Annotated in this window: 23 protein-coding genes, 2 pseudogenes and 1 other annotated feature; of the genes and pseudogenes, 10 read left to right on the top strand and 15 right to left on the bottom strand. The window is 39.1% G+C overall.

Translation table 11 applies throughout. From position 1 onward, the window contains the following. Positions 1-5: 5 nt before the first annotated feature. From rlmD to cysM, 3 genes are read right to left on the bottom strand one after another with little or no spacing between them, the layout of a single operon-like run. The gene (gene rlmD / locus F985_RS05220; RefSeq protein ID WP_004698625.1) at positions 6-1,397 is read right to left on the bottom strand and encodes a 23S rRNA (uracil(1939)-C(5))-methyltransferase RlmD; all 1,392 of its coding nucleotides are present in this window, start codon (positions 1,395-1,397) and stop codon (positions 6-8) included. 9 nt (positions 1,398-1,406) lie between these two features. Beyond that, entirely contained in the window at positions 1,407-2,225 is an 819-nt protein-coding gene (locus F985_RS05225; protein WP_004698627.1) for a 3'-5' exonuclease, read from the bottom strand. A gap of 12 nt (positions 2,226-2,237) precedes the next feature. Beyond that, a complete protein-coding gene (gene cysM / locus F985_RS05230) occupies positions 2,238-3,170 on the bottom strand; it encodes a cysteine synthase CysM (RefSeq protein WP_004698628.1) in 933 nt (310 codons plus the stop codon). 172 nt (positions 3,171-3,342) lie between these two features. Here cysM and F985_RS05235 point away from each other — a divergent pair, with 172 nt between their 5' ends. The 6 genes from F985_RS05235 to F985_RS05260 all read left to right on the top strand — a co-directional run bounded on the left by F985_RS05235 (position 3,343) and on the right by F985_RS05260 (position 10,268). Continuing rightward, complete coding sequence (locus F985_RS05235; RefSeq protein ID WP_004698629.1) at positions 3,343-6,150, top strand: GacS-like sensor histidine kinase; 2,808 nt, start codon at positions 3,343-3,345, stop codon at positions 6,148-6,150. A gap of 97 nt (positions 6,151-6,247) precedes the next feature. Beyond that, on the top strand, positions 6,248-7,036 hold the full coding sequence (locus tag F985_RS05240) for a crotonase/enoyl-CoA hydratase family protein (protein ID WP_004698630.1): 789 nt from the start codon (positions 6,248-6,250) through the stop codon (positions 7,034-7,036). A gap of 11 nt (positions 7,037-7,047) precedes the next feature. After that, complete coding sequence (locus tag F985_RS05245; RefSeq protein ID WP_004698631.1) at positions 7,048-7,914, top strand: NAD(P)-dependent oxidoreductase; 867 nt, start codon at positions 7,048-7,050, stop codon at positions 7,912-7,914. 16 nt (positions 7,915-7,930) lie between these two features. Beyond that, complete coding sequence (locus F985_RS05250) at positions 7,931-8,725, top strand: hydroxypyruvate isomerase family protein (protein ID WP_004698632.1); 795 nt, start codon at positions 7,931-7,933, stop codon at positions 8,723-8,725. A gap of 81 nt (positions 8,726-8,806) precedes the next feature. Further along, positions 8,807-9,208, top strand: coding sequence for a ribosome silencing factor (gene rsfS / locus F985_RS05255; protein WP_001047580.1), 402 nt, complete (start codon positions 8,807-8,809; stop codon positions 9,206-9,208). A gap of 238 nt (positions 9,209-9,446) precedes the next feature. Next, positions 9,447-10,268 carry an SDR family NAD(P)-dependent oxidoreductase gene (locus tag F985_RS05260; protein WP_004698633.1) on the top strand — a complete coding sequence of 274 codons (822 nt, stop codon included), beginning with the start codon at positions 9,447-9,449 and terminating at the stop codon, positions 10,266-10,268. A 51-nt stretch (positions 10,269-10,319) separates the two neighbouring features. Here the strand turns inward: F985_RS05260 and F985_RS05265 are convergent, their stop codons facing one another. From F985_RS05265 to F985_RS05275, 3 genes are read right to left on the bottom strand one after another with little or no spacing between them, the layout of a single operon-like run. Continuing rightward, positions 10,320-11,774 (bottom strand): NAD(P)(+) transhydrogenase (Re/Si-specific) subunit beta, encoded by a 1,455-nt coding sequence (locus F985_RS05265; protein WP_004698634.1) that lies wholly within the window; start codon positions 11,772-11,774, stop codon positions 10,320-10,322. Positions 11,775-11,786: 12 nt separating this feature from the next. Beyond that, positions 11,787-12,101, bottom strand: coding sequence for a proton-translocating transhydrogenase family protein (locus F985_RS05270; protein ID WP_000230434.1), 315 nt, complete (start codon positions 12,099-12,101; stop codon positions 11,787-11,789). Positions 12,102-12,112: 11 nt separating this feature from the next. After that, positions 12,113-13,240, bottom strand: coding sequence for a Re/Si-specific NAD(P)(+) transhydrogenase subunit alpha (locus tag F985_RS05275; protein WP_004698636.1), 1,128 nt, complete (start codon positions 13,238-13,240; stop codon positions 12,113-12,115). 238 nt (positions 13,241-13,478) lie between these two features. On the opposite strand from F985_RS05275, the gene F985_RS05280 reads away from it, so the two are divergent. The 3 genes from F985_RS05280 to F985_RS05290 all read left to right on the top strand — a co-directional run bounded on the left by F985_RS05280 (position 13,479) and on the right by F985_RS05290 (position 16,090). Further along, the gene (locus F985_RS05280; protein WP_004698638.1) at positions 13,479-14,405 is read left to right on the top strand and encodes a DMT family transporter; all 927 of its coding nucleotides are present in this window, start codon (positions 13,479-13,481) and stop codon (positions 14,403-14,405) included. A 68-nt stretch (positions 14,406-14,473) separates the two neighbouring features. Continuing rightward, a complete protein-coding gene (locus tag F985_RS05285; protein ID WP_004698640.1) occupies positions 14,474-14,881 on the top strand; it encodes a RidA family protein in 408 nt (135 codons plus the stop codon). 18 nt (positions 14,882-14,899) lie between these two features. Then, positions 14,900-16,090 (top strand): MFS transporter, encoded by a 1,191-nt coding sequence (locus F985_RS05290; RefSeq protein WP_004698642.1) that lies wholly within the window; start codon positions 14,900-14,902, stop codon positions 16,088-16,090. Between the two features lie 343 nt (positions 16,091-16,433). On the opposite strand, the gene F985_RS05295 is transcribed toward F985_RS05290, so the two are convergent. From F985_RS05295 to trxB, 9 genes and pseudogenes are all read right to left on the bottom strand, one after another. Continuing rightward, entirely contained in the window at positions 16,434-17,564 is a 1,131-nt protein-coding gene (locus F985_RS05295; RefSeq protein ID WP_000975797.1) for a beta family protein, read from the bottom strand. Positions 17,565-17,566: 2 nt separating this feature from the next. Continuing rightward, positions 17,567-18,790 (bottom strand): ImmA/IrrE family metallo-endopeptidase, encoded by a 1,224-nt coding sequence (locus F985_RS05300; RefSeq protein WP_004698645.1) that lies wholly within the window; start codon positions 18,788-18,790, stop codon positions 17,567-17,569. Then, a complete protein-coding gene (locus tag F985_RS05305; protein WP_000770669.1) occupies positions 18,780-19,052 on the bottom strand; it encodes a type II toxin-antitoxin system HigB family toxin in 273 nt (90 codons plus the stop codon). Before F985_RS05305 ends, F985_RS05300 begins: the two co-directional genes overlap by 11 nt. Positions 19,053-19,459: 407 nt before the next feature. Then, on the bottom strand, positions 19,460-20,278 hold the full coding sequence (locus F985_RS05310; RefSeq protein WP_000835370.1) for a hypothetical protein: 819 nt from the start codon (positions 20,276-20,278) through the stop codon (positions 19,460-19,462). A gap of 109 nt (positions 20,279-20,387) precedes the next feature. Beyond that, a complete protein-coding gene (locus tag F985_RS05315) occupies positions 20,388-21,089 on the bottom strand; it encodes an IS1-like element ISPa14 family transposase (RefSeq protein WP_001223318.1) in 702 nt (233 codons plus the stop codon). 281 nt (positions 21,090-21,370) lie between these two features. Continuing rightward, positions 21,371-21,532, bottom strand: a pseudogene (locus F985_RS25745) (pyridine nucleotide-disulfide oxidoreductase); the annotation flags it as partial. Positions 21,533-21,569: 37 nt separating this feature from the next. Continuing rightward, a protein-coding gene (locus tag F985_RS05320) for an IS3 family transposase (protein ID WP_085945696.1) occupies positions 21,570-22,789 on the bottom strand; the annotation gives its coding sequence in 2 pieces (ribosomal slippage) (positions 21,570-22,513 and positions 22,513-22,789; 1,221 coding nt in all). Beyond that, positions 22,398-22,514: a sequence feature (AL1L pseudoknot), on the bottom strand. It overlaps the preceding gene by 117 nt. Before the next feature lie 49 nt (positions 22,790-22,838). After that, positions 22,839-23,750 (bottom strand): annotated as a pseudogene (locus F985_RS05330) (ArsO family NAD(P)H-dependent flavin-containing monooxygenase); the annotation flags it as partial. Positions 23,751-23,854: 104 nt separating this feature from the next. Next, positions 23,855-24,787 (bottom strand): thioredoxin-disulfide reductase, encoded by a 933-nt coding sequence (gene trxB / locus F985_RS05335; protein ID WP_031944410.1) that lies wholly within the window; start codon positions 24,785-24,787, stop codon positions 23,855-23,857. Between the two features lie 78 nt (positions 24,788-24,865). Between trxB and F985_RS05340 the strand changes: the two genes are divergently transcribed. After that, a complete protein-coding gene (locus tag F985_RS05340) occupies positions 24,866-26,074 on the top strand; it encodes an IS256-like element ISAba26 family transposase (protein ID WP_000343018.1) in 1,209 nt (402 codons plus the stop codon). Positions 26,075-26,097 lie beyond the last annotated feature (23 nt).

A 26,097-nucleotide genomic window follows, 5' to 3' on the forward strand; every position in this document is an offset into this window, starting at 1 on the left:
TGTTTTTAATCGTTTATCTCTTGAATTTTTTCAAATAAAGCAATTGATTCAACATGTTCTGTATGCGTAAACATGTCCATAACCGCTGCTTTTTTTAACTGGTACCCATGTTGAACCAAAACACCGGCATCCCTTGCTAGTGTTGCTGGATTACATGATACATAAACGATTCTTTTTGCTCCAAAGTTTGGTACATACTGCATAATTTCATATGCACCGGCACGAGGAGGATCAATCAATAATGCATCAAATCCTTGATTTGCCCAAGAATGATGCGAAAAATCTTTTGTTAAATCTTGTGAAAAGAAGGTTGCTTGCACCAAATTATTGCATTTTGCATTGTCTGCTGCTCGCTGCACCATTTCTTCACTAGCTTCCACACCAACAACCTGACCATTTGCACCAACACATCGTGCAAGTGGAAGCGAAAAATTACCTAATCCACAAAACAGATCGAGTACCCTTTCACCATCTTGTAATTGAAGCAATTCACATGCCAATTGTACCATTTGTTCATTTACTGTCGCATTGACCTGCGTAAAATCCAATGGCGAAAAAGCAAAATTTACCTCAAATGCATTTAAAGCATAATGTAAGCGCATAGCACCTTGCTCTTCATCAATACGACGAAGACTTTCAGGGCCTTTGGGTTGTAAATACAATTGCCAGCCTTTGTGTAACGCAAATTGTCTTAATTGGTTGACATCAGAATTATTTAATTTTTCTACATGACGAACCAATAAAGAAGTTTCCTCATCACCTTTTGCTAATTCTACATGACCAATATGCGCTTTGCCTTTTAGACTTTGGAGTAAAGTACGCAACTCTGGCAGGCTATCTGATAACTTTTTATCCAAAACACTACAAGTATGGATAGAAGTTAAGCGATTACTATGATGCTCACGAAACCCTAAAATCAAACGGTCTGGTTTTGGCAAATATCGCACACCAATACGAGCACGACGGCGATAATCACTTTGTAAAGAACGAATTGGTTCCAACCACTGTTCAGGTTGAATACCCGCAAAGTGTTGTAAATGTGATTGGAGTACATTTTGCTTTAAGCGAATTTGCTCATCTGGATGGATATGCTGCATGCTACAACCACCACAAATACCATAATGAGGGCAAACTGCCTCTACACGATTTGGTGAAGGTTCAGCTAAAAGCTCAATCATTTCAGCTTCTTCAAGACGTTTAGCTTCATGCGTGATTTGAGCCTTTACCATTTCGCCAGGCAACGCATAACGAATAAAAACTTTTTTACCATGCTTATCTGCCGGATGATCTGGATGAGAACCATAGTGCGCAATTCCTCGCCCCTCATGAGAAAGAGTTTCAACCTGAAAAATATATTCTAGTTGTTGAGCTTTGCGAGATTTGGCTTGCTGTTTCAAAGAATGAACCTAAAAATCTAAAGGATTAAAATAGTGGGACGTAAATTCGGTGTATTTCGAAGTACGTTGCCACACTTCAAGAAAATCGGCCTGTTGAGGCATAGTTTGTAAATATTCAATACTCGAACTAATCCAATGATTATGTTCATCTGCATTTAATTGGCCTTTTAGTACTAGCCAACGCAAATAAATGAACCATGTATTGAGTACATCACCTTCACAATAACTGGTTAATTTTAACCACTGTTGATTACGAACATATTCAGGAACATGATAACCCGATTCACCACGCTTACCCGGCAAACCTAAAATACAGGCGATATCGTCAAGCTTTTGGAAATTACGACCATTAAACATTGCCATAACATCCATTAAATCAATATGACGATGGTGATAACGGTTTTGGTAATTATTAAAACGTTTTTGACTATCAAGCTCACCTTGATCAAACAAGCCTGGCGCAGAAAGACCATGATACATGGCACGGAACAAAATAACCGGCAAAACAAATTGTGAGCCATTCCAACTTACTAAAGTCGGGTGGCGCTTATCAAAAATAGATAAAAACTTCTGTAAAATTTCAGCTTCTGAATAGTGCTCTCGACTAAAAGAAAACAGTCTAAAACCCGATTCATCAATCCATAGTCCAGAAATGCAAACAATTTTGTGCAATGGTAAACGCTGAAAATCCATGCCTGATTCTTGACGGCGGATTTTGGTGAGTGCCTGTTCGACATCCGCCTCTGGCAAATCAAGATGATATAAATGCGCTCCCGCTTTTAAATCAGTTAAAGTTTCAATGTCAAAAACTAAAGTTGGGAAACGCATTCTTTCTCTCAATTATGAGTTATCGTCCTGTACTGAAAACAAACCTGTAGATAAGTAGCGGTCGCCACGGTCACAGATAATGCAAACAATAACAGCATCCGGATTTTCTTCTGCAATCTTAATTGATGCCCAAACCGCACCACCTGAAGATGTACCAGCACTAATACCTTCCATACGTGCCAGTTTACGCATGGTTTTTTCAGCTTCAATTTGAGGAATATCAATAATTCGGTCTACACGAGTGCTATCAAAAATTGTAGGTAAATATTCTTTTGGCCAACGGCGAATACCCGCAATACTTGATCCATCTGCTGGTTGTAAACCCACAATCTGAATGTCTGGATTTTGTTCTTTTAAATATTTAGAAACACCCATAATGGTACCTGTTGTACCCATTGAGCTTACAAAGTGAGTAATTTTACCACCAGTTTGTTTCCAGATTTCAGGGCCTGTCGTAAGGTAATGAGCCTCGACATTATCAGGATTACCAAACTGATTTAGAACATGACCTTTGCCGTCTTTTTCCATTTGCAAAGCTAAATCGCGTGCGCCTTCCATACCTTGTTGGGGAGTCACTTCAATTAGTTCTGCACCATAGGCCAACATCGCATCTTTGCGTTCTTGACTCATGTTATTTGGCATAATAAGTTTCATTTTATAGCCACGCATTGCCGAAACCATAGCCAGCGCAATACCTGTATTACCGCTAGTTGCCTCAATTAACGTATCGCCCGGTTTAATTCGACCACGCTTTTCTGCCTGCATAATCATGTTGTAGGCGGGACGATCTTTTACAGAACCTGCTGGATTATTACCTTCCAATTTTGCTAAAACCGTTGCTTGCGTATGACAAGCCAAGCGCTGCAAACGGACTAGAGGTGTTTTACCTACATAGTGATCTAACAAAAATTCGTCGGCTAAAAAATCAGGTTGTGTATTACTCATGATCAACACCTAAATCGGGGTGGCACTATTGTATGAAAAAATGATCGGTACTGCACCCATTTCACTATGCTTTTTAATAAAAGTGATTAAAGCACGGTCAGTTATAAAATGCCGTCTGTTTTAAAATAAAGCGTGATAATATGCCCTACAGAGAGATCAATCTGATGTAGCCATGTCTAATTTCAATAAAACCTTATCGAAACGCTTACGTCTGAATCATGCATATGGGCAATTGATTGCTCTTATTTTTGTGCCCATGATGATTTTAACAGGGGTTGGCGCATTTCTGGTTTTAACTGAAACATCTCATTCGGCCAAGCAACAGCAGCTCCATCACGCTTCGGCTATTTTGGCTCGTTATAATGAAATTGCCAAAAACCTCTACACATTGGTAGAGCTAAAACCTGATGAATATGATCATGCACAAAACATTATGCAAAGCATGTTCAGTGAAAAAGATTTAAAGCGTGCTGCTTTAATTGATAGTAATGGTCAAACATACTTAAGTGTGGGTTACCGAGATAATCGTTACTGGCCCAACTTTACCCAAAGCAGTAGTTTCTTCGGCCCTATCTCTTACAACCATAACAATATCTATGGTATTCGAGTTACTAATACCACAGGAAAAACTCCTGTTTGGCTCGTGATTGAAATGGACAATCAGCCATTAGAGCTAGCACGCTATCGTATTCTGATCGCTTTAGTCATTACCAGCCTAATGACGTTATTGTTGCTTTTGCTCTGCCTAAATTTCTTCTCTCGCCGCTGGGTTGCACCGATGTACGAAATTCGGATGCAATTACAACGACTTAATGCAGACACTTTAGATCAGCACATGATCATTAACAGTACAGGCGAATTACGATTACTCCAACGTGATATTGCAAACGTAGTAAAACGCTTACATTTTAGTTTTTTAGAGCTTAAAGAACATACAGAACAAACCGAAGAAGACTTACGCAGAACATTAGACACTTTAGAAGTTCAAAACATTACTTACCGTCAGGCACGTGACCAAGCCATTTCATCAAATCAGGCAAAATCCGTTTTCCTTGCCAATATTAGTCATGAGCTTCGTACACCGCTTAACAGTATTGATGGCTTTATTCATTTATTGCTTCGCCAACAAAACCTAAGTAACGAACAAAATCTCTATCTACAAACTATTCGAAAATCTTCTGCCCACTTATTAGCATTAATTAACGATGTATTAGATTTCTCAAAAATTGATGCAGGTAAACTAGAACTTGAAACAGCACCTTTTGATTTAGAAGAAGCTATTTTCGATGTCATGGACATGTTGTCACCTTTGGCTGCCCAAAAGCATATTGCCATGGCATTTTATTATGCAGACAACATTCCTCAACAAGTCATTGGAGATGCTTTACGCTTTAAGCAAATTTTGACTAACCTAATTTCAAATGCAATCAAGTTCACCCCAGATGGTGAAATTATTGTTCGTGTCCGAATGGAACATGACGATATTGGTCAATGCTTACTTCATTTTAGCGTTCAAGATAGTGGTATTGGTTTAAGCGGCACAGACCGTAAGAAATTATTTGAGTCGTTTTCGCAAGGCGATGCCTCTGTTACACGTCAATTTGGTGGTACAGGCTTAGGTCTCGCGATCTCCAAACAACTGGTTCACCTCATGCATGGTCAAATTGGTTTTGAAGATAACCAAGAGCGTGCGCCAACAGAAAAAGGTTCAACATTCTGGTTTACTGCACAGTTTGCTGTAGATGAAGAACATGAGATAGAACATCCTCACTTCGAACATTTACAAGTCGTGTCTTATTTAGCGCATCCAGCAACGGCAAGTGTTTTACGCTACTATCTTGAAAATTATCAAGTTCCACATATCGAAACTCAATCGATTTTGGACTTATTTAGCCGCTTAAAACACCTCGACCAGAAAGACAATACATGGCTTGTTGTTGATCATAGCGGTGACACAGAGGCTCTACTTAAAGAAATTCGTAGCCGTTATCAAGGTAACCTAGCAGTTTACGGCTACCAAATGACACTTGAGCCAAACATGCTCACCGAATATCGCGCTCGCCCACTTTATCAACCGTTAAGCCGCAGTGGACTTATTCAACTATTAAGTGACCAACCTATCTTTGAAGAGGAACAACAAGACTTTAATGGTCAGGGATTACATATTTTAGCGGTCGATGACCATTTACCGAACTTAATTGTTTTAGAAGCACTATTAGGCGAGTTAAATGTTAAAACCACTAAAGCCTTAAGTGGACAAGAAGCGCTGAATATCATCCAAGAACGCATTGATCAAAAGCTCAAACCGTTTGATTTGGTGTTTATGGACATTCAAATGCCGGTTATGTCAGGCATTGATACTACGCGGGCGATCCGCTCGTTAGAATCAACGCTAGATGGCGAAATGCAGCTTCCAATTATTGCATTAACAGCCCATGCCCTTGCTGATGAAAAACAAAAGCTTCTTAAAGTTGGTATGAATGACTATGTCACCAAGCCAATTCAAATGGAGCAGATCATTCAGATTTTAACGCAATGGACTAAAAACAATTTCACTGCACAAGCCTTAGATAAAGATCATCATGTTGTTGCCGAGGCACTAGACCCAGAAATATTAAACTGGCAGCAAAGTCTACAATTGGCAGCAAACAAAGAAGACCTTGCCCAAGACTTACTTAAAATGTTGGTGGACAGCTTCCCAACCGAGCTAGATGAAATGCAGCAGCTCATTGAACTTGAAGACTTCCCTCAACTTGAGCATGTATTACACCGCCTCTATGGTGCAACTCGCTATGTTGGCACACCAAAACTTCAACAAGTTACTGGTGACTTTGAACAGTTTGTTTCTAAGTTACGCAAAGAGCGCCGTAGAGCTGACGATGGATTTATTGAAGAAGTTACACAGCGCTTCAATGAATTAGGACTTGTCATTAAAGAAGTAGAGAGTGCAGCTCACCAAATTTTAGTTATACCGGACTAAAAAGAACCTGTAAAAAAAGGCATGACTGACCTGTCATGTTTCCAATTTCAAGCCATGTTATGCTCCGCTTATCGATAAAAAAATAAGCGGGAATTTCATGGCACTTTTACGTATTGAAAAGAATAATGGCATTGCCACAGTTTATCTAAACCGTCCGGATAAACGTAATGCCATGAGTTTCGCTCTCCTCAAAGAACTTGTTTCAACGGCTAAAGCCATACAAAAAGACCGAGAGATCCGCTGCGTAATTTTGACTGGCGAAGCACAAGTATTTAGTGCCGGAATTGATTTATCTGACCTCAACAATCCTAAAAATTCTGCATTTGCGATTTGGGAGCTTGTAAAACCAGGACAAAGCCTTTTCCAAAAAGCATTTTTGATTTGGCAAAACTTGCCTGTCCCTGTGATTGCAGCGATTGAAGGTTATTGCTTTGGCGCGGGAATGCAACTTGCGTTGGCTGCCGATATCCGTATTGCCCATCCAGAAACCAAAATGTCGATTATGGAAAGCCGCTGGGGATTAGTACCCGACATGGGGCTTACCCGCTCACTTAAAGGTTTGATTGGTGTAGACCTTGCAAAAGAACTAACCTTAACTGCGCGTGTGTTTGACGGAAATTATGCAAAAGATATTGGCCTTGTAACGCACTTAAACGAAAATCCATTACAAAAAGCGAATGCGATTGCCTCAGAAATGCTACAACGCTCACCAGATGCATTGACTGCTGCAAAACGTGTATTAGATGCAATGGAACATCAACCAGAAAAATCATTGCGTCTAGAAAAAATCTGGCAACTTAAACTATTACTTGGTAAAAATAGCAAACTCGCTCGTAAAAAAGACAAACATCCGGAAGTTAAATTTTTACCACGCCAATATAGATAAGAGCTTTGAAGATGAATTTTGATCGTAATACACCTATTGCCTTTTTAGGCATAGGGCTTATGGGAAGCCGTATGGCTAGCCGTCTTATTCAAGCAGGTTTTCAAGTTGCTGTCTGGAACAGAACAGCATCTGCTTGTGAAGAACTTATCGATATCGGCGCACACGCTCTCGATCTTTCAAACATCGGACAACACCCTGTAGTTTTAACTTGTTTAGCTGACGATAAAGCTGTGCAAGCTGTATTTGAACAAATTCAACCTCACTTAAAAGCTGGTCAAACTATTGTGGACTTCTCAAGTCTGTCTGTTGCTGCAACAAAAGCACTCGCTCAAGCTGCTGCTTCACAACACGTGACATGGATTGACTCTCCTGTTTCGGGCGGTACAGCTGGTGCTGAACAAGGCACACTTGTCATTTTTGCAGGTGGAGATGCCCAAACTATTGAAGCTTTAAGCCCTGTTTATAATGTACTTTCCCAACGTGTAACACGAATGGGGGATACTGGTACCGGCCAAGCCACTAAAATTTGCAATCAACTCATTGTGGCAGCAAATAGCGCTCTTATCGCGGAAGCTGTAGCACTAGCAGACCGCGCAGGTGTAGACACAACATTACTCGCTCCCGCGCTAGCTGGTGGATTTGCCGACTCAAAACCTTTTCAAATACTTGCGCCACGCATGGCAACTCATACATTCGAGCCTATTCAGTGGAAAGTTCAAACATTATCTAAAGATCTTAACAACGCGGTAACATTAGCTAAGAATGTTAATTTAGACATCCCTGTTGCACAAAAAGCTCTATTACAGCTACAAACTCACCAAAAAAATGGCTTTGCTGAGAAAGATTTAGCTACTATGATTCAAGTAGTAGAGCAATAATAAACGGAGTTTGTATATGGGTCGTCTTGCCGTTAACTTATCCATGATTTTTACCGAAGTTTCTTTAATTGAACGCTTTGCATTAGCCCATGCAGAGGGCTTTGAACATGTAGAAATCCAATTCCCATATGAACTTACCATTTCCGATATTCAAGACCAACTTGAACGCTATAACCTCAGTTTATGCTTAATTAATGTTCCTGCTGGCGACCTTATGCAAGGTGGAAATGGTTTGGCTGGTGTACCAGGTCAAGAAAAAGCATTTCGTGAAGCATTAGAATTAGCTATTCGTTATGCCACCGCTTTAAAAGTACCACGTGTCAATATTTTGGCAGGTAAGCAACCTCAAGATTCAGATTTACTTCCTTGCCTTAAAACTCTTGCAAGCAACTTAAAGCTAGCCTGTGACTTACTCACAGAACATGATATTGAACCTGTATTTGAGATGATTAATGGCACAGATATGCCACGCTTTTTAGTACAGAACATTGCCCAAGCCCAAGAGATGCTTGAAGCAGTCAACCACCCTGCTTTAAAAATGCAATATGACTGTTACCACATGGCGATGATGGGTGAAGATGTACTTGAAGGGTTACAAGAAAATATTCACCAGATTGGCCACATTCAGTTTGCAGACTGTCCTGGACGCCATGAACCCGATACGGCTCAAATCCCATATGAACAAATTTTTTCTTGGATTAAACAAAGCTCTTATGAGGGCTATATTGCGGCCGAGTACAAACCTAAAAACGGGTCAAATCAGTCATTTACATGGAAAAACAAATATTTTTCCGATGATGTAAATATATAAACTGTTACTAGTTTCGTTTGAAATTCTGAGTGAAAACCACTATATTAGATAGTGAGTAATTGTCAGGAAAATATACCCTATATGAATTTAGAACCATCGCCCAGCGTGTCTAATTCTCACGATTTCGCAATGAACACCTCAAATAAAGACGTACAAGCTTGTCTCAAAGTCGTCCATGACGCTTTAGTTGATGTAAAAGCAAAAGATATTCTACAGTTAGATGTTAGTTCTATTAGCAACGTTGCGGATGCTATTGTCATTGCGAGTGGTACATCTACTCGTCACGTCAAAGCACTTGCTGATAATGTTGCAGAAGAAGCTCGAAAAGCTGGTTTCCGCCCGATTGGCGTTGAAGGCGAACGAGATGCCGAATGGATCTTAATTGATCTTGGTTTTGTTGTAGTACACGTGATGCTACCAACTGCCCGCAAATTCTATGATTTAGAAAGCTTATGGCGTACTGCCCCAGAGTCAGTCGCATAAAATTTTTGCTTTTAAAAAAAGCGGCTCTTTTGAGCCGCTTTTTGTTTATATAACTAACCAAAATTTTATTTTAAAAAATTATCTTTTATAGCCTCAGATATCCTCATCAAAGTTTCAACAGCACTTACGAGCTAGTCATCAATCTTGCTTAAATTTGACATGACAAATTGTCAGAATTACAGCACTATAACCACTCTTATAGTCTCATCAATAAATAGCATAACCGGAGCACTAAAAAGTGAAAATACTCATTACAGGCGCCAACACAGGTATTGGTTTTGCCACAGCAGAAAAACTTGTACAACAAGGACAACATGTGATTTTGGCATGCCGAAATCCTCAAAAAGCACAAGAGGCACAAAACAAACTACGCTCACTCAACCAAGGACAAGTTGATGTCGTTTCTCTTGATCTGAATAGCCTTGAGCTAACGCGAAAAGCTGCTGATGAAATTACAGATAAATATGGCAGCCTTGATGTGCTTATTAATAATGCCGGGCTATTTGCAAAAACAAAACAGCTCACCGCAGATGGTTTTGAGCAACAATTTGGCGTTAATTATTTAGGTCATTTCTTACTTACTCAAAAGTTACTTCCGGCTTTAAAACAGTCACCTAAAGCACGCATTATTCATCTTGCTTCTATTGCTCATTGGGTTGGCTCAATTAAACCTAATAAATTTCGCGCAGAAGGTTTTTACAATCCCCTGTTCTATTATGGACAATCCAAGCTTGCAAACTTGCTCTTGAGCAATGCACTAGCTGAACGACTAGCAGACAGTTCAATTACCAATAATGCACTACACCCTGGTGGTGTTGCCTCCGATATTTATCGCGACTTACCCAAACCAGTTTATGCAGCCATGAAAGTAGGTTTAGTTCCAACGTCAGTTCCCGCAAAGCTCATTACAGAAATGGCGATTGGAGACTCATGGCAAAACCGCAACGGCGAATATGTCAGCGCTCATATGCCTGACTGGAAATCGTCACATGCCAAAAACCAGCAACTGGCACGTGATCTCTACCAACAATCAATGGATCTGGTCGAAAAGTTTCTTTAAATCCCCAAAAGCAAAAAACCACCCGAAGGTGGTTTTTTATTTCAAAGTAATTTAGTGACCTGTACCATTAATTGATTTAGTCATATCTTCAACAACTTTCTTAGCATCACCAAAGATCATCATTGTTTTTTCGTTATAGAACAAATCGTTGTCTAGACCAGCATAACCTGTTGCCATAGAACGCTTAATCACCATGATTGTACGTGCTTTATGCGCTTCAAGAATCGGCATACCATAAATCGGCGAGCTTGGATCATCTTTCGCAGCAGGGTTTACAACGTCGTTTGCACCAATTACAAGTACTACGTCAGTTGCAGGGAAATCCGAGTTAATCTCATCCATTTCCAAGATGTCTTCATATGCTACGTCTGCCTCAGCAAGCAACACGTTCATATGACCAGGCATACGACCTGCAACCGGGTGAATTGCGAAACGAACACGAACACCTTGCTCTTTTAGAATTTCACACAACTCTTTCACAGCATTTTGTGCACGGCCTTGCGCCATACCATAACCCGGTACAATTACAACGCTGTCTGCATTTGACATCAAGAAGCCAGCATCATCAGCAGAACCTGAACGGTAGTTACGTTGAACTTGTTCACCTTTAGCAGCTGTAGAAACTGCTGCACCCCCCATTGCACCACCAAACAATACGTTGATGATTGAACGGTTCATTGCTTTACACATGATGTAAGACAGAATCGCACCAGATGAACCTACAAGCGAACCCGCAACAATCAACATGTTGTTTTCAAGGGTAAAACCAATACCTGCTGCTGCCCAACCAGAGAACGAGTTAAGAAGCGATACAACCACTGGCATGTCACCACCACCTACCGGTGCAATCCATACCCAGCCAAATGCAAGTGCAAGTGCTGTCATTGCCCAGAAAGCAGTCATGTTGCCAGTTGTGAAGAAGTAGAAACCACAAGCCAACATCGCAATAAAGATAAGTGCTTGAACAGGTTTAACCCATGCACCAGAAATTGTTTTAGCCCATTTTTTCGCAGCCAATTTACCATATGCGAATACAGATGCAGTAAAGGTAATCGCACCAACGAAACAACCCACAAACAATTCAAATAGATGAACCTTGCTCATGTGTGCATGTTGTACGCCAGCTGCAGTCAAAGCCGCCTCATTTTGAGCAAACAGTGCAGTTAATTGGTTGTTATGTAAAATTGCAGCTATTGCAATAAGGACAGCAGCTAAACCCACCAATGAGTGCATAAGCGCAACAGTTTCAGGCATTTGTGTCATTGGCACTGTACGTGCACGTGCAATACCCACGATTGCGCCTAACACCATTGCCCCAACGATCATCCAGATGACCGGGTTGTTGGCAACAAAGAAGGTCGTTATAACGGCAATCGCCATTGCGATCATACCGTAACGGTTACCTTGAATTGCTGTTTTAGGGCCAGACAAGCCACGAAGCGTCAAGATAAAGAGGATTGCGCCCACAAGGTACAACCAGTTTGCATTTGCTTGAATAAATTCCATGTCAAAGCCCTCTTATTTCTTTTGCTTAGGCTTGAACATTTCCAGCATGCGCGCAGTTACTGCGAAGCCACCGAAAATATTAATGCTTGCTAAAAATACTGCAATTGCACCGAGTACACTCACCACATTCACACTTTGAAATGCAACATTCGCATCTACACCTAAAACAGGTAGACCTACAGTTTGCAACATCGCACCAACAACAATAATTGATGACAATGCATTAGTTACTGCCATAAGTGGCGTATGCAAAGCTGGCGTAACACCCCAAACAACGTAATAACCTACGAAGATGGCAAGGACGAAAATTGTAATAGTTTCAACCATGAGAAATCTCCTTAACCACGCTTAAGCAGCACTTGACCGCCATGAGTGACCAATAGGGCTTTTTGGATTTCGTCTTCTTGATTAATCGCAAAGTTTTTCTCTTTGTCGAATAAAGTTTCTACGAAATTAAAAACGTTACGTGCATATAAAGCAGAAGCTTCTGTTGCTACAGTTGCTGGAATATTTGGAACACCCAAAATTTTCACACCATTTTCTGTAAAAACAGTCTCGCCAACTTTAGAACCTTCAACATTACCGCCAGTTTCAACTGCCATATCCAAAATGACAGAACCTGGTTTCATCTTGGCAACAGTTTCAGCTTTGATCAGACGCGGCGCATCACGACCTGGCAACAATGCGGTTGTAATCACGATATCGGCATTAGAAACAGCTTTATCTACAATCGCAGCTTGGTCTTTAATGTATTGCTCACCCGGCATCCAGCCATAACCATTTTTTGCTGCATCTGCCGCACGTTGTTGCTCTTCTTCAGACATTGGTACGTCTAACCATTTACCACCTAAAGACTCAACTTGATCTTTAGCTGTAGGACGTAAGTCTGTTGCTTCAACAACTGCACCCAAACGTTTTGCAGTAGCAATCGCCTGAAGGCCTGCAACCCCAACTCCCATAATCACAACACGTGCAGGTTTCACAGTACCAGCAGCAGTCATAAGCATTGGGAACATGCGTTGATATTCGGCAGCAGCAAGCAAAACTGATTTATAACCAGCCAAGTTTGCCTGAGAAGACAACACATCCATGTTTTGTGCACGAGAAAGCGTACGAGGAAGCAATTCCAGAGCAAAAGCAGATACTTGCTGATTGGCAAATTGATCTAGCTCGGTATTACGATAAGGATCAAACATTGCTACAACAGCTGTATTTGCTGCAAGTTTTTGAATTTCCCCGCCTTGTGGCGCACGAACTTTCAAAATAATTTGACTACCCGTATAGGCATCATCCGTAATGGTTGCACCGACCTGTTCATAAGCACTGTCAATGTACGCAGCCTTTACACCAGCACCACGTTCAATCACAACGCTATGACCAGCGCTAATCAACTTCTTTACTGTCTCTGGCGTAGCAGCTACACGATTTTCACCGACGACAGTTTCGGTTGGGATTCCGATCTGCATGAGCGTTCCTCAAGCTAATTTCTCATTGTCAAAAACATTGCAAACTGCAATGTTTCCCCCATGTGTATTCTTTGTACAGAATTTGGATTCTAATTGAACTTTTTGAAAATACCACCCACTATTTATTTAATAAATACCCATATTTTGAACTGATGATTCACGATATTTGACTTAGAGTGTAATATAGGAAGATTTTTCTTTTTTTGCAGACAATAGTCTCTCTTATACAGTCCTGTATATGAAAATTTCTTTATCTTCGTTTCAAATTGGGTCTTTTTTTGCGCTTTGTTCTGCTTTTCTATTCAGCACAAAAGCAATCTTTATTAAACAGACTTATACCCTTTCTTCATTAGTAGACGGTACAGTCCTGATGGCTTTACGCATGTTAAGCGCTTTACCGTTCTTTCTACTCATTTGCTGGTTCAATAGGCATCATAATCAGGGCATAAAAAAGAAGGATTGGCTAATTTTAATTTTTGCTGGTCTATTAGGCTACTACTTCGCTAGTTGGCTCGATTTCATGGGTCTCATGTTTATTAGCGCCTCTTTAGAGCGGATTATCTTATTTTTATATCCAACACTTACCGTGATCGCATCAAGCCTGCTCTATAAACAAAAATTAGATGTAAAAAGTTTATTCGCCATTTTTCTTAGTTATGGTGGAACCGTATTGGTGATGCTTCAAGAGCATAACAATGCACCAATTCAGGGCAACTTTTGGTTAGGAACAAGTTTTGTATTTGCAAGCGCTGTAGCTTTTGCAGGTTATTTACTGCTAACTCCACCACTAATTAAAAAATTTGGTTCTTGGAATTTCACAGGCTTAGCGCTCACTGTCGCCTGTATTGGTGCATTAACGCATTACGCTTTGAGTACACCTCACCCTATTCAACTTATATTACAACTTCCCTCAAGCGTCATTTGGTATGGGGTCGGCTTAGGCTTTTTAGTCACCGTATTACCCACCGTTATGCTCATACAAAGCATTGAACGTCTGGGCGCATCACAATCTGCAATGATCGCTTCGATTGGACCGGTTTTAACAATTTTACTTGCCGTTCTTTTCTTAAATGAACATCTTAATATGTGGCAATGGGTTGGCTGCCTACTCAATATTGTAGGTGTCATGATGATTACGCTTAGAAAGAAAAGACTAAAACACTAAATCTGCTTGACCTCAACTTAAGTTGAGGTTGGATACTCATCTAAATTTTACTGAACGGTTGAGTTCCAATGAATAAAGAAACTTTTAAAATCATAAATCCCTCTACTTTATATAATCCAACACCGAATGCTTACAGTCATGTTGCCGTAGTCCAAAATTTTAACAACATTATTCATGTTGCGGGTCAAGGTGGTGAAGATTCAAAAGGTGAACTGAGCTCAAATTTTCAAGAACAAGCCACTCAAGTTTTTAATAACATTCAACATGCTTTAACTGCGGCAGGTGCAAAAATTTTTGATATTGCGGTTTTAAGAGTTTTAATTGTTGACCACTCGGATGAAAAACACCAAATTTTAATTAAAATCATGCAAAATCTATGGAAAAATCATCCTTTTCCAGCCTGCACGCTCATTCCTGTACCACGCCTTGCATTAGAACGCATGCTTATTGAAGTTGAAGCAACGGCATATACCTAATAAAACTGAGAGAACATCATGTCTACCCCTGAAGATATCAGTCAAAATAAACCTTTGCTTTGGTTGATGGCAGCAGCATGTGGCTTATGTGCAGGTGTGAATTATTACTGTCAGCCACTAATTCACTCTATTCAGCAAGAGTTTGCAGTAACTCAAGCGCAAGCCGCTTTAACAGTAACATTTGCTCAGGTGTCTTATGCCCTCGGTTTGCTCTTTATTGTTCCGATGGGTGACATCGTCAATAAAGCTAAGGCTATTCCATTTTTAATGGTGCTTTGCGCAGTTGGTTTATTTACTTCTGCGTTTGCTGTTAACTTGCCTATGCTCTGGATCGGTACAATTTTAGCAGGCTTGTTTTCTGTTGCTGCCCAAGTTCTTATTCCACTTGCAACTATGACGGTCAAACCTGAAAAAACGGGTGAGATTATTGGCTTTTTAATGAGCGGGTTATTGGTCGGGATTCTACTCTCTACCAGTCTAGCTGGCTTATTTTCCAATCTTTTTCATTGGAAAGTCGTTTATGTAGTAAGCGGTATATTAATGCTGCTATTGGCATTTACTTTAAAAAGTCGCCTGCCTTATGTATTGCGCATGAAAATGAACTATGGGCAAATCTTTGTTTCTATGGCTCAGCTTTTAAAGCAAGAGAAGCGACTATTATTAAGAGCGCTTACTGGTGCCTTCGCATTTGCAGCAGTCAGTATTTTATATTCTACTATCGCACTACTACTCACCTCGGCACACCATTTGCCAGATCTATTTATCGGACTCGTTCCTCTAGTTGGTATTTTTGGTGCATTATCAACCCGCTATATTGGTAAATATGCCGATCAAGGCTATACAAAATTACTTACATGGATGGGCTGCGGGCTATTTTTAGTCAGCTGGATCTGCTTCTACTTCGGACAAACTCTACTCTTCGCTTATGTTATCGGATTTGCTTTAATTCAATTAGCACTCGCACTTGTTCACACCAGTAACCAAAGTATTATTTTCCGTTTACGTCCAGATGCTAAATCTCGTATTAATGCTATTTATATGACCACTTACTTTATTGGTGGCGCAGCTGGTTCAGCATTAGGAATTTTTGCATGGAATCATGGTGGGTGGAGCATGACATGCCTTGCTGGTGTGGGACTCGTTGTGTTTTGTATTTTGTTTAGCGTGATTGATGCTTTCTTACAAAAAAAGCAGTTGGCTCAGTCATAACCTAACTTGTTAAAAATCATCTTTCTACCCCCAACTCAAGGTCGGTTATAAATTATACGGCTAAAAGCCTCTGTCGATTCAAGGCTAAACCCCGTATAATGCTGCCCTTTCTTTAATTTAGCGACTTTTGGGTCTATTGATTATGCAATCACTTCAATCGTTACAACCTCGTATTTCAGTTGCCCCAATGATGGATAGGATCAACTAAAATAAAATATCATTTATTATTAAAAACTTAGAAACAAAAATAAAATTCATGGTGTAAATTTAGTGTAAAAATTTAATTACTGAAAAATAATTTAAAAATCCAGCCCATTTATGAATGGCTGGATTTTTATTTGATCTATTTTTGATAAGCTAGCTCAAAAGATCCTATTTCCTCTAAGACATACCGAATGTGGTGGCTCGTATCAATTGCAACCCATTGCGTAGGATTTCCTATAAAATTATTAATACCGTGCGCACATTCAAAGATTTTATTGTCTCCCCAACTAAAGCTTACATCTTCATAATAGATAGAATTAATTAATCTCATTGCTAGCTGCTTTCTATGCCCATGACTTCCACCATCTCTAGAAAATGGATGGCCTCTTACGACATAGTAATTTTTATCTATAGTGTAGATAATTTTTCCATTCGTATGTTGATTAATAATCTGCTTTTCTGGAGCTGGATGTCTTGCTCCATGATCTGCAAACTTCAATTTAACATTAGGGAACATGTTTCTTAAAGTCTGCCATACAACCATTTCTTTTCGAAGTACTGGACCATCCGTATCATGATCTTCAATGGCTTCTGCAACGCTTGAAGGATATGAAGCTCCACTGATAGAAATGTATTTAAAATCATATTCAGTTAATACTTCTAAAAAGTCTCTAGACTTGCTTAGCATCTGTTCAATTGTTATACGATTGACACTTACATCCCCAAAATCTAATAATATAGAACAATTATTTTCTGCTAATTTTAAATCAGAAATAATTGATTCTAGTTGTTCTTTGAAAAAATCAGGTTCATCAATATCATACATTGCCTCACCATCTAATCTAATACAAAAATAAGGAGCCTCTGGATAATTTAAATTTTTCATTGTTTGATGATAAAGACTGCTCATTTGATCAAACCAACGGTCATAACCAATTACAGGAACTACCTTTACTCCTAATGCAAACAATTTGTTATACGTATAGGTTAGGAAATGCTCACCATTCTCCAATAAAGCTTCAGATGGTTTCCAAAAATAACCATCCACTAAAGCAATATTTCCACTCCATAATTTCCCTATTTTCTCGCAACGGCTATTAATATCAACAAGTCTTGAAACCCCTTCTTTATAAATATTAGGCATTTCAAATAAAGGGTGGAAAGTTGGCTGTATTTGATATTCTAACTGCTCAGACCTAATAGGTTTTATCGCATCAAATTCACCTTGCTTCGCTTTCATGATTGGGACATATTCTGGAATTTTCATCATCTCTACTCCTCAACACTTAATAAATGAGAATTGGTTAATAATGCCTTGACCTGATATTGACCAACCAAGTCTGAAAATAAGGTGTAATTTCCCAACTCTTTTCGAATACGCCCTGCAATGATTGCTGGATGAACTCTCAACTCTTTAGCCAACTTTTCAATAGATTCTTTACTTGGTGAGATAAATGCCTCTGTACGTCTCAAAACTCCTCTTGGTATAAATGCCTCTCTTGCCAATCGATTTGCTTCAGCCTCCCTCCGATCCTCCATACTTGATGAATCTAAATCATCGAGAAATGCTTCTGTTTCATCAACATGCTTCCAAATATGTGCGCATTCATGTAGTAACGTAAACCAAAAATTATCCAATCGGTCATATCGTAAACTTAGCCCAATAATAGGAGTGCCGTCACTGTCCTTCAATGCCGCTCCATCAAGATGCGTACCCTTAAGATGAGGCTCAATGACTACAGCAATTCCATGCTTTTCTAAGTATTCAATTGCTAATATTGGCCCATGCTCAAACCAGCTTAATTGAGCTAACTCTCTTAAAAAATTACTATTTATTAAATTAGGGTCATATTTTCCTAGACTATCTTTCTTATCTCTAGCTTGGAGAATGACTCTAGCTAGCCACGCATACAGTGCATACATCGTATTAGGTGTTTGGGCATCACCAGACAACTTTCGTTTAAAAGAAGCTGAGCCGATTTGTAACCCTGATTGAGCAATATATTTTTGGATAATACTCTCAGTTGATGCTGCCGTATCAGCAAGAAATGTTTTTAACCACCCCCTATTTTTCATCTCTTTAACAGGAAATTTAGACCAATCAATATTATTTTTATCTAATGTATTCTTTGAATTTGATAAACCAATTAATGTCTCTACCGACAGTCCCAACCCTACAGATAATGCTCGGATCATATCTACGGTTAAAGCTCTTTTTCGATTAAGAACTTCAGAAACTCTACTAGTAGTACCAAAATATGGGGCCAAATCAGCTTGTTTTAACCCTTTCTCATGCATCCTAAATAGAATTGCAACAATAGGATCTGGCGCCTCTATCGGATATTGTTTATTTTCATAATCTTCTATTAAAACCGATAATAATTCCAACCGATCACTCTCAGGACTTCCTATAGCCGGATTTAGCATAATTAAAGAATGCACTTCGTCAAGATAAGCTTGATACTGCTCTCTTGTACGAATAACTTTAAATTCCATTGTTAGCACCTTTAATGTTTACAGCTTTAATAATCGCTATTCTTTGAGAAAACGCGATTTGTAGACAAATAACCCATTTAGAGTTATGTATCGAAAATTCGAAACATTGATTTTCCAAAATAGATACTTTTGGAAATTGTTTCAGAATATCTTCCGCGCCCCGCCAATGAGCATCACGTATTTCAGAGATCCAACTTATGAGCCATTTTTTAGCAAACTCACACTCAATCACTGTTATTTTTTCAAGACCTAAAAGCTTCATTTAAAAATATTCCCAATTTGGGAATAAATTACACCATTTCAAAATACAACTCAATTCCCATTTTGGTAATTATCATAAACTAATTATTGAGAACTACTTTAATTGCTTAAATATTTATCAGTGATATGGTCTTTGTTAGATTTTTTTGAAATAAAAGAATAAATTTAATTAAATAAATCAATATTTAAAGTTTGATATGTTAGATATTGAATTGACATAAGCTGCCCATAATTCCTTCATTCAAAACCTAATTTAGTCACGGTCTTTCTAACAGAATTACAGTCTGACTAACCTCTAATGATCTTAAATAATAAATAACAGTAAAAATACTTTCTGTTATAGGGATAGGTAGTCTATAGATTGTTTTATGTATGTGGACAAATCCAGACTTGTCCACATATTTAAAATTAGGAGTCACTACCTATGCGTTTGCGTTCACGACTTCTAAAATTTTTCACATATAGGCCATCAATCATTTCTTTTGGCTCTAAAGCTAAGGCGCAATTAGCTAAAGTAGCAATTGTATTATCTGTTAACTTAAAGTCATTAGGTAAGAAACCATATTCTTTCTGACGATTACATTCAATAGCTTCAAATAAAGCTCTAAAATAATCAACTAAGGAAGCTCTCTCACCTCTTGTTGCCACTTCAGTAATAGAATCAATAGCAATAGGTACGGCCATTCTTGCATCTTCAGCGATAACTTTCATTACATCATCTAACCGAGGCCAATATTTAAGATCAAACCGACCTTGGAGTTGCTTTAATTTATCTAGCAAAGATGTTCTAAAATACGGATTATTCTGAGATGCTTCACGAATTACATTACCAATGTGATAATGGGTATCTGTCATAAAGCCAGAAGTATTTATTAACTCGGATCTAGTTTCTAGGAGAGCTGCTAATTCATGAGCTTTAATAGAAATTTGCTGATTAATCTCATTCAATTTTTTCTGAGCAGCTCTAGACTTTATTACTTCCTCTGGACTATGCATTGAAGTAATTTCTACTAACAAATCTAAAAAATTTGTGAGGGCTTGATGATATTTCCCTAGTTTTGAATACAACTCACTATAAGCATGTTGTAACTCAACTTTACGCTCAAGTAACCTATCAATGATTATATTTTCACTAGGAAGTATCTTGGCTTGCGTATTAGTAGCTTTTTTATCTAATAGAATAGCTACACATACCTCTTGAGCTTTTATTTCATCTATAGACTTCATGATTTCATCTCTGTAATTGGTTCTGCTTACAGTGTAATTAGCTCAATTAAATCTGTCGGTATCTGAGTAATAACAACTTTTGGGTGGTGTTTCAAAAAGTATGCTGACATTAAATGAAGCCATTATTGATGTAAAAAAAGGTTAAGTCGAAAGCTTTAAAATGGTTTTCAATCTTTTTTGAAAAATTACAACTCCTTCTAAAACCACGCCTAATTCGATGCCTTATTTTGCAATTATTACCTTCAATACCTACAGTAAAAAATTTACCAATACTTTGCTTGCAGTTTTTAAAAGCAGTTATGAAACTGTCCCAATGATCACTTGCAATTCGGGTGTAGTGAATACCTAATTGTTTAAGCTTTGTTTTCAATCGTTGAACTGTAGCTAAGTCTCTTTTACCCCAAACATAAGCAACAATCTCACCTGTTTCTCGATGGTAGGCGTAAATAAGCCATTGTTTATTATTTTTATTTCCCACAAAAGTCCAAAACTCATCAACTTCAAGAGACTCATAATGACTTTGTTTAGGCTGAATTTGGTAGGTCGATTCGGTTAAAGTACGTAAAACTTTACCGATACTGATTCGCTCAACTTCAGCGATATCTCGTATACCACTACCTCTGACCATCAACTGTAATATTTTTCGAGTAATGCCTGAATTACATCCTAGATAGCTCAGAGCATGGTCACCAATAAACTGACGTTTACAGTCTTTGCACTGATAGTTTTGTTTCCCATCTACTTTGATGCCATTTTTCTTTATACTGTCACTGAGGCAGGTTGGACATTTGATTTCTAGAGTTATTCGCATTTCTCTATTTTATCAAAATTCAACCTGCTTTGTTTCAGCATACTTTTTGAAACACCACCAACTTTTGTAGTACTCAGATACCTCCTTACTCATGAAAGAGTATATAAACAGTAGACTAGTTTTATTGGGAATTATATTAAGCAACTAGAGTCTAGTTAAAATTTTCCAGTTATTGATCACTAACTAAATTAGAACCAATACCACCAAAAAAAAATATAAGTGTTTGATATAAAAAATATATAAACCTTCTATATCTTTAGCCATCCTTTATTTAAGAATTTTTAATCTATAGCTAAGTAAACAGCTATTTCATCGACTACTGCTTTGGCTGTTCTAGAAACCCCAATTAATGTTGCCGATGCCATGCCTGTCCATTCACCATAACCAACTAGCCAAAGGTTGTTTATTTTTATTGAACGCCCATCATTGACAGCAACAGTCTGAACCGTACCGGGTTTGTCGGAGACTTTTTTATTTAAGTTAGGCCACCTGACCTAACGGGTTAATCTTATCATAGTACATTGCTTCAAACTCAAAAGGCGATACATAACCCAGTGCACTGTGTACACGCTTTTTATTGAACCAATCTACCCAGTTTAGTGTCGCAAGTTGTACATCTGCTAAACCTTGCCAATCTGCTTTTAAATATTCAATCACCTCTGTTTTGTATAAGCCATTCACCGTTTCAGCCAAAGCATTATCGTATGAATCACCAGTTGTACCGACTGATGCTCGTAAATTTGCTGCTTCCAAACGATGGGTGTAACGAATAGAAAGGTATTGCACGCCTCTGTCGGAATGATGAATTACATTCTTTGGCATACCGCGAGCATGTAACGCTTGTTCCAGTGCATCAAGGACCATGTCTGTATTCATCCGTGTTGATACTTTCCAGCCAACAATTGCCCGTGAGAAAACATCAATCATAAAGGCGGTATACACCCAGCCTGAATGGGTTTGAATATATGTGAAGTCTGCGACCCACAGCTGATCTGGATGATCAGCACTAAAATTCCGTTTCACCAAGTCGGCTGCTCGTTTTTGATCATCTCTGCTACGTGTCGTTTGTTTGTTCTTACCACGCCAAACACCTTGTATTCCTAGCTGTTGCATCAATCGAGCAACTGTACAGCGCGCAACAATATAACCTTCCCGTTTCAGTTTTTGCCAGACTTTACGTACACCATACCGACCTGAACTTTCCTGCCAAATTCGTTTAATTTGTTCAGCATGATGCAGGTCATGTAGATCTCTTTTCGCTCGATGTTCTGGATTGTCCGCAAGATCTAAAGTTCGATAATAGGTTGAAGTTGCGATTGGTAGAATTCTACAAATCGCCTCAACACCGTATAGGTCTTTATGGTTATGAATGAAATCCACCATTATTTGTGTGGGCGGTCGAGCTCCGCCTGGGCGAAAAAAGCAGCTGCTTTACGTAGAATTTCATTGGCTCGCTGCAGTTCTTTATTTTCGCGTTCAAGTTGTTTAATGCGTTCTTGGTCTGAAAGCTGCTGTACTTTAATTGGATTCTGTTGATTCAAATGCTTCTGATGCCAGGAACGTAGTGTTTCAGGAGTACAGCCAATCTTGGGAGCAATTGCTGTGATTGCAGCCCAAGTAGAAGGATAATCTTTTTCGGATTCAATCAATAATTGAACCGCTCTATCTCTGATTTCAGGGGTGTATTTTACTTTTTTCATCGGGACATTCTCTCAAGAAAAGTGGTCTCCGACAAACCCGGTACGGTTCAGTCTGATTAGGTTCTATCACTCCTAGACTCCTTAAGTGATTTAGGGATGCTTTGAAGCCTGTACACCAAATCACAGCATCAACCAATTGTGTTGAACCATCCTCCCAAACAACCGAATATTCTTTAAATGCTTTAAAGGGTTCTCTGCTATGTAATACCCCACGTTCACGTGCATCTTTGACACTATCAATCATGACAATATCCCCTAGACCACCAATGGGTTGATCAACTATTCGTCCCTCCTGTTGTGCCTTCAAACGTTCTGTTGCTCGAAGGAATAAAACACGCCCATCAACATCATCCGATAAAAATTGAGGAGGATTTACTGTGATCCAAATAGTGTCTGCAACTTCTGAAACTTCAGCAAGAATTTGAGCACCAGAGTTACCTCCTCCTATCACTAGAACCTTTTTATTAATAAAAGGTTCTGGATTAACATAATGTGCTGAATGGGTTTGTATTCCTTTAAATCTTTCTAATCCTTCGTAATGTGGAATATAAGGCTGACTCCATGTACCTGTAGCACTGACAACGGCCTTTGCTCGCCAATATTTATCACCCGCATATACATCTAAGCAGTCATTTTTTTTCTCAATATGATCAACATGTATAGGTCGAATGACAGGAAATTGATAGCGTTGTTCGTATGCAGATAAGTATTGAATCACCTCATTCCGCGTTGGATAAGTTTGTTCAGTTTTTGGCATCATACAGCCCGACAACGAACTCCAAGTATTTGGAGAAAAAAGACGTAAAGACTCCCAAGCATGTAACCATGCACCACCTGCCTGATTTTGGTCATCTAAAATCACAAATGGAATTTTCTTACGTTTTAAAAAATAGGCTGTAGCAAGAGCTGCTTGTCCACCACCAATAATGACTACATCTACTTCAGCTTGTAATTGAGACAAATTATCTCTCCCTCTTCTTTATTGTCATAAACAAAATCAAAAGCCCAGCCTGTTTAACAGACTGGGCTTATTTCTTAAAACTTTCAAGTGATTGAATTAGCTTTTCAATCGTTCAATTGATCTAGATATTTTTCAGCATCTAGAGCAGCCATACAGCCTGACCCAGCTGAAGTAATCGCTTGACGATAAATGCTGTCAGCGACGTCACCAGCAGCAAAAACACCAGCTACAGAAGTTGCTGTTGCATTACCAGAAGTACCGCTTTGTACTTGGATATAGCCATCACGTAAGTTTAATTGACCATCAAACATTCCAGTATTTGGTTTGTGGCCAATTGCAACGAATAGACCATGAACCTCTACGTCTTGCTTAGACTCATCTTGAGTTGATTTAAGGCGAACACTTGTTACACCAGTATTGTCACCCAATACTTCTTCAACTTCGTGATTCCAGATAATGCTGATTTTGCCTTCTTTTTCTTTAGCAAATAAATGATCTTGCAAAATCTTTTCAGAACGTAAGCTATCACGGCGGTGTACTAGCGTTACATGTGAAGCAATATTTGATAAATAAAGCGCTTCTTCAACAGCAGTGTTACCACCACCTACAACCATTACTTTTTGGTTTTTGTAGAAGAAACCATCACATGTTGCACATGCGCTTACGCCTTGTCCCATAAAGTTTTGTTCAGACTCTAGGCCAAGATATTGAGCTGTAGCACCAGTTGCAATAATCAAAGCGTCACATGTGTACTCTTCCATGTCACCTTTTAAAACAAAAGGACGTACATTTAAGTCCACTTCGTTAATATGGTCATAGACGAGTTCTGTACCAAAGCGTTCAGCATGTGCTTGCATACGATCCATTAATGCAGGACCAGTTAAACCTTCAGGATCGCCCGGCCAGTTGTCAACTTCGGTTGTTGTTGTAAGTTGCCCACCTAGTTGTAAACCCGCAATTAAAGTAGGTTTAAGGTTTGCACGCGCTGCATAGACAGCTGCACTATAGCCCGCAGGGCCAGAACCGAGAATTATCAGACGGGGACTGTTCTAAATTTTGTGTAAGTACTTAATTTTCATTTATCCTTCAGAGGATAATTACAAAAGGTACTTCACATGGATGAAGCAACAATCAAAAGTATGGCTGCCGAATTGGCTAAAGGTCTAAAAACACCAGAAGACTTAAACCAAATGACAGCAGTCTTTAAAAAATTCATGATTGAAACTGCACTCAATACTGAACTTTCAGACCATCTCGGTTATGAAAAGCATCAGCCCAAGAAAGGCTCAAATAGCCGTAATGGGTTTAGTTCTAAAACCATTACAACTCAAGATGGACAACTGGCTTTAGATATTCCCCGTGATCGAGAAGGTTCATTTGAGCCACAAATTATCAAAAAGCACCAAACACGCATCACCAGTATGGATGACCAAATCCTCTCACTGTATGCAAAAGGAATGACTAATAGGGAAATTGTAGCCTTCTTCAAAGAAATGTACGATGCCGATGTGTCAGCATCTCTCATCAGCAAAGTTACCGATGCTGTGATTGAGCAAGTGACTGAGTGGCAAAATAGAGCCTTAGATAGCCTTTATCCTGTTGTCTATCTTGACTGTATTGTTGTCAAAGTCCGTCAGCACTCCAATGTGATTAACAAGTCCGTATACCTTGCTTTAGGCATCAATATGGATGGGCAAAAAGAATTACTGGGTATGTGGATTGCTCAGACAGAAGGTGCCAAATTCTGGCTGTCAGTCATGACAGAGCTAAAAAATCGAGGAGTACAGGACATTCTTGTTGCCTGTGTAGATGGATTAAAAGGCTTCCCTGACGCGATAGCCTCTGTTTACCCTCATACTGATATTCAACTGTGTATCGTGCATGTTGTACGCAATAGCCTGAGATTTGTAAGCTGGAAAGACTACAAAGCTGTTACGTCGGGTCTGAAAGCGATTTATCAGGCAAGTACAGAGGAAAATGCTTTAAAATCCCTAGACATCTTCTGTGATCAATGGAATCACCAGTATCCCAAAATTGGAGAATCCTGGCGGGCCAATTGGGAAAATATCCGAACGATCTTTAGCTATCCAGCCGAAATACGTCATGCAATTTATACAACAAATGCGATTGAGTCGTTGAATAGCGTAATACGCCATTCAACGAAGAAAAGGAAAATCTTTTCATCTGATGACTCAGTAAAGAAGGTCATTTACTTAGCAACATCAAATGCTGCGAAGAAATGGACGATGCCAATTCAAAATTGGCGTTTAGCAATGAATTGGTTTACGATTCAGTTCGATGATCGATTAAAAGATCATTTATAAAAAATGGAACTTACACAAAATAA

The organism is Acinetobacter seifertii, assembly GCF_000368065.1.
Lineage (GTDB): Bacteria > Pseudomonadota > Gammaproteobacteria > Pseudomonadales > Moraxellaceae > Acinetobacter > Acinetobacter seifertii.

Excerpts from the sequence above, each read along its gene's own strand:
- F985_RS05280 (WP_004698638.1), top strand. The coding sequence starts at position 13,479 with ATGAAAATTTCTTTATCTTCGTTTCAAATTGGGTCTTTTTTTGCGCTT.
- F985_RS05235 (WP_004698629.1), top strand. The coding sequence starts at position 3,343 with ATGTCTAATTTCAATAAAACCTTATCGAAACGCTTACGTCTGAATCAT.
- F985_RS05245 (WP_004698631.1), top strand. The coding sequence starts at position 7,048 with ATGAATTTTGATCGTAATACACCTATTGCCTTTTTAGGCATAGGGCTT.
- F985_RS05285 (WP_004698640.1), top strand. The coding sequence starts at position 14,474 with ATGAATAAAGAAACTTTTAAAATCATAAATCCCTCTACTTTATATAAT.
- F985_RS05340 (WP_000343018.1), top strand. The coding sequence starts at position 24,866 with ATGGATGAAGCAACAATCAAAAGTATGGCTGCCGAATTGGCTAAAGGT.
- cysM (WP_004698628.1), bottom strand. The coding sequence starts at position 3,170 with ATGAGTAATACACAACCTGATTTTTTAGCCGACGAATTTTTGTTAGAT.
- F985_RS05305 (WP_000770669.1), bottom strand. The coding sequence starts at position 19,052 with ATGAAGCTTTTAGGTCTTGAAAAAATAACAGTGATTGAGTGTGAGTTT.
- F985_RS05290 (WP_004698642.1), top strand. The coding sequence starts at position 14,900 with ATGTCTACCCCTGAAGATATCAGTCAAAATAAACCTTTGCTTTGGTTG.
- F985_RS05275 (WP_004698636.1), bottom strand. The coding sequence starts at position 13,240 with ATGCAGATCGGAATCCCAACCGAAACTGTCGTCGGTGAAAATCGTGTA.
- F985_RS05295 (WP_000975797.1), bottom strand. The coding sequence starts at position 17,564 with ATGATGAAAATTCCAGAATATGTCCCAATCATGAAAGCGAAGCAAGGT.
- F985_RS05240 (WP_004698630.1), top strand. The coding sequence starts at position 6,248 with ATGGCACTTTTACGTATTGAAAAGAATAATGGCATTGCCACAGTTTAT.
- F985_RS05265 (WP_004698634.1), bottom strand. The coding sequence starts at position 11,774 with ATGGAATTTATTCAAGCAAATGCAAACTGGTTGTACCTTGTGGGCGCA.
- F985_RS05315 (WP_001223318.1), bottom strand. The coding sequence starts at position 21,089 with ATGCGAATAACTCTAGAAATCAAATGTCCAACCTGCCTCAGTGACAGT.
- F985_RS05225 (WP_004698627.1), bottom strand. The coding sequence starts at position 2,225 with ATGCGTTTCCCAACTTTAGTTTTTGACATTGAAACTTTAACTGATTTA.
- F985_RS05270 (WP_000230434.1), bottom strand. The coding sequence starts at position 12,101 with ATGGTTGAAACTATTACAATTTTCGTCCTTGCCATCTTCGTAGGTTAT.
- rsfS (WP_001047580.1), top strand. The coding sequence starts at position 8,807 with ATGAATTTAGAACCATCGCCCAGCGTGTCTAATTCTCACGATTTCGCA.
- F985_RS05300 (WP_004698645.1), bottom strand. The coding sequence starts at position 18,790 with ATGGAATTTAAAGTTATTCGTACAAGAGAGCAGTATCAAGCTTATCTT.
- F985_RS05310 (WP_000835370.1), bottom strand. The coding sequence starts at position 20,278 with ATGAAGTCTATAGATGAAATAAAAGCTCAAGAGGTATGTGTAGCTATT.
- F985_RS05250 (WP_004698632.1), top strand. The coding sequence starts at position 7,931 with ATGGGTCGTCTTGCCGTTAACTTATCCATGATTTTTACCGAAGTTTCT.